Raw genomic sequence first — 3,575 nt, 5'->3', positions numbered from 1 at the left:
ATCGGATCCGCAGTATCGATGGGGTCCAGGACGCAGAGCCGGTTCGCATTGGCTTTGGCGAAATATCGCTTCCCGACGGCAACTATGAAGGGGTGAACGTTGTAGGAGTCACCGAGGGAACCGATCTCGGTCGGGCCTACGAGATCGTCGAAGGCCCGGCGGATGCGTTGTCTTATGCGGACGCCGTGATCGTTGATCAATGTGATAGTCAAAAACTACAACATCCTGCAATAGGCGACCTTCGAGAGATTAGCGGAAAACGTGTCCGTATCTCTGGCAAGAGCCACGGCATTCTCAGTTTCTTGGTTAATCCTTACGTATTTACCACGTATGCTCGCGCCGCTGAATTCATTGGTAGCGATCCATCGACGGCATCCTATTTTTTGGTGCGAGTGAAACCGGGCGTGGACCGCGAGTCGGTGTGTGCCGAAATCCGCCGCCGACTGAGTGACGTGACGGCGCTGCCAGCGGAAGAATACGCGTCGATCAGTGTCAATTTTTGGATGACGCGGACCGGAATCGGACTCAGCTTTGGTGCGGCCACCTTCTTAGGTTTGTTGGTCGGATTGGTGATGGTCGGCCAAACGCTTTACGCGATGGTGTTGGACCGGATCAGTGAGTTTGCGACGCTCAAGGCGATCGGCGCTAGCGAACGCGAAATCGTGATTCTGTTGACGGCTCAGTCTGGAATGGTGGCGATCGTGGGAATCGCGATCGGCTTGGCGCTGGCCGCGGGAATCCGCAATTTGTTTAGTACGCCCCAGGCTTCGATCGAAATTCCGACGGGACTTTATTTCGCGAGTGCTGCGTTGGTTTTTTCGATCTGTTTAGCCGCCTCGGCACTTCCCTATTTGCGTGTCCGCCGCGTCGATCCTCACTCGGTACTGCAAGGGTAAAATCGGATGTCTGGTCAAACCGCTGCGGACATGAGTTCGCTATCGCAATCCGCTGCCGTGATCAATGTCGCTGCGACTGCGAAAGCGAGTTCCGCCAGCCCGGCGAACCCCGCCCGCATGATTTTGGCGGCGAAGCATGTTCGCAAATCGTACAACATTGGCGGCGAACCACGCTGCGTTCTGGACGGCGTCGACTTTCATGCCGCTGCGGACGAGTGCGTGTTTTTGTCGGGGCCCTCGGGCAGCGGCAAGAGCACGCTGCTGTCGATCATGGGATGTCTGCTGGAGTGTGACTCGGGCGAGATCACGATCGCGGGCCAGCGAGTGGATCAGATGAGCGTTTCTAAGCGGACGCTGGTTCGTCGGCAATCAATCGGTTTCGTGTTCCAGCGATTTCAATTGATTCGCGGTTTGTCGGCCGAAGATAACGTTGCGGTTCCGTTGACCTTGCAAGGCATGCCGCTGGCTCAAGCACGCGAAAAAGCGGGTGAGCTTCTCGGACGCGTGGGGTTGTCGCTGCATCGCCGGCAATTACCGACCGCGATGAGCCCAGGACAATGTCAACGCGTCGCGCTTGCTCGCGCGGTGATTACTGAGCCCAAATTGTTGCTTGCGGACGAGCCCACCGCGGCACTGGACGGAAAATCGGGGGCCGAGGTGATGGAGCTGCTCAAGGAATTGGTCGCATCGACCGGATCGGCGTCGGTGATCGTGACACACGACCCGCGAATTTTGAAATACGCAGATCGCATTTGTGAAATCGAAAACGGACAATTTAAGTGAAACTTTTAGTATCCACGATCGTGGTTGTATTGGTCGGTGTGCCAGCGTTCTTGGTTTACGAAAACCAACGTCAACAGGAACTGTCGCGGCAACATGCCGTGGATGCCAACGCGATCTCTCGATCGATGGCTGCAAAGGTGATTCGCGCCGCGGGGCGGATCGAAGGCCGAACCGAACAAGTCGAGCTGCGCGCCCGGATCGCAGAACAAATCGATCAAATCGATGTCACGCAAGGGCAATGGGTTTCCAAGGGCGACACGCTGCTCCGTTTGGATTCGGAGCTGTTGTTGCAGGAACGCAACTTGGCCGCCGCACTGCTAGAGATGGAAGAGGCCAAGAGAGAGCGATTGGAGAACGGTTACCGTCCCAGCGAGATCGAAACGGCCAAGCAGGAATACCAGGCTGCTGTGGCGAGGCTCGAAGGGGCTCAGAAGACTTACGACCGCGGCGTCAAACTGTCCGAGAACAATGCGATTAGTTGGCAGACGCTTGATAACATGCTGGTCGATCTGGGGTCGCTACGCGCGACCGCGGCCGCGGCGAAAAGCCGTTTGGAAACATTGGAGATGCCGCCCAGGAACGATGATATGCTGGCGGCTCAGGCATCGGTTCGTGCGGCAGAGTCCAGACTTCGTATCGCTCAAATCAATTTGGATCGATCCAAAATCACCGCTCCCAGCGCGGGGCGCATTTTGTCGGTGGATGCCGAAGTCGGTGAGATGACCGCGCCGACAAGCGCGAAGCCGTTGATTATTATGACGGACACCTCGCAATTACGCGCGGTTGCGGAAGTCGACGAGTACGACGCGTTGAATGTCGTGATCGGCCAAGTTTGTGCGATCAAATCGGATGCAGCGGAGGGGATTCTGGCGAAGGGGAAAGTCGTCGAGATCGAATCGCTGATGAACCCAAAACAAATGTTTGGTCAATGGGCTGGCGAACGAACCGATACATCCAGCCGCCGCGTGTGGATTAATCTCGAGGATACGGTTGATCTACCCGTCGGCTTGCCGGTGGAGATTTATATCGAGACAGAGTGAAGCCCTTTTTTTGAATGACCTCGGAGCCGATGGAAGATGACCGAGCCACTTGCACCGCAGCAACCCAAGTGGCGGCGACGTTGTTTGTGGCTGTTGGCAGCGTGGGGGCTTTCCTCGTTGCTTCTTTCGTTCTCGTCGGTTCGCGGGATCGTTGCCATGCCGCTCTACGTCCATGATTCAGATGCATCGGGCGAGGCGGCATATGTAATGGCGGACGGGTATGCGTACTGGGAACGCTTGCGTGCTGCCTCGGATCTGTATCACATGAAACGCGTCAAGCGGATCATGATTCTGGACGAGCTTGAGGACGGTGGCTTTAACTTTGTCCGCCGCAGCTCGGATACTCGGGTTCAGCGCGCGATCGACTATCTGGTGCTGCATGGGGTGCCAGCGGAGAAGGTGACCAAGATTCCAGCGGAGGTCGAGCCGGCGCTGGGGTCGCTCAGTGAGTCACGTGTGGTGGCGAGCGTGGAGCCTGGTCTTAGGCGTTTGGTCGTCGTCACCTCGGCGCCTCATACCCGGCGAAGTCGATTGTGTTTCGAGCGATCGATGCCTGCGGAAGTTCAAGTCCAAGTTTATGCCGCGTCGGCGCCAAGCGAGAGTTCCGAGGTGGATGCTCCGATTTGGATCGAGTACGTGAAGTTGGCGATTTATTATTTCGTCGCCTAGTGTTTTATCAGTCGCGAAGACTTTCGAGGTGTGGGATAGGCTTCTAGCCTGTCGTCGTGATAGTGCTGTCGCTGGCGGTTATTGGATCAAGAAAATCGGTGGCAAAAAAATGGGTGGCAAAAACATAAGAGCACTGGCCGTAGCGGAAGTCGCGGAGACTTTTGGATGTGGGGTAGGCTTCCAGTCT

The 3,575-nt window shown here is 56.5% G+C and carries 4 protein-coding genes; all 4 read left to right on the top strand.

What is annotated here, in order from left to right; all coding sequences use genetic code 11:
- Positions 1 to 896 (top strand): ABC transporter permease (locus ABX962_RS32715; protein ID WP_372725887.1); only part of this gene is annotated, 896 nt, incomplete at its 5' end.
- Between the two features lie 6 nt (positions 897 to 902).
- Positions 903 to 1,679: an ABC transporter ATP-binding protein gene (locus ABX962_RS32710; RefSeq protein WP_372725886.1), complete on the top strand. Its 777-nt coding sequence runs from the start codon at positions 903 to 905 to the stop codon at positions 1,677 to 1,679.
- Positions 1,676 to 2,719, top strand: coding sequence for an HlyD family secretion protein (locus tag ABX962_RS32705; RefSeq protein ID WP_372725885.1), 1,044 nt, complete (start codon positions 1,676 to 1,678; stop codon positions 2,717 to 2,719). Before ABX962_RS32710 ends, ABX962_RS32705 begins: the two co-directional genes overlap by 4 nt.
- A 264-nt stretch (positions 2,720 to 2,983) precedes the next feature.
- Positions 2,984 to 3,388: an ElyC/SanA/YdcF family protein gene (locus ABX962_RS32700; RefSeq protein WP_372725888.1), complete on the top strand. Its 405-nt coding sequence runs from the start codon at positions 2,984 to 2,986 to the stop codon at positions 3,386 to 3,388.
- Positions 3,389 to 3,575 lie beyond the last annotated feature (187 nt).

This window comes from Novipirellula sp., assembly GCF_041583735.1.
Classification (GTDB): Bacteria; Planctomycetota; Planctomycetia; order Pirellulales; family Pirellulaceae; genus Novipirellula.
The sequence above is the reverse complement of the archived record's forward strand: the minus strand, read 5'-3'. Positions and strand labels throughout refer to the sequence as shown.

Coding starts and splice junctions, on each gene's coding strand:
- ABX962_RS32710 (WP_372725886.1), top strand. CDS start 903: ATGTCTGGTCAAACCGCTGCGGACATGAGTTCGCTATCGCAATCCGCT.
- ABX962_RS32700 (WP_372725888.1), top strand. CDS start 2,984: ATGAAACGCGTCAAGCGGATCATGATTCTGGACGAGCTTGAGGACGGT.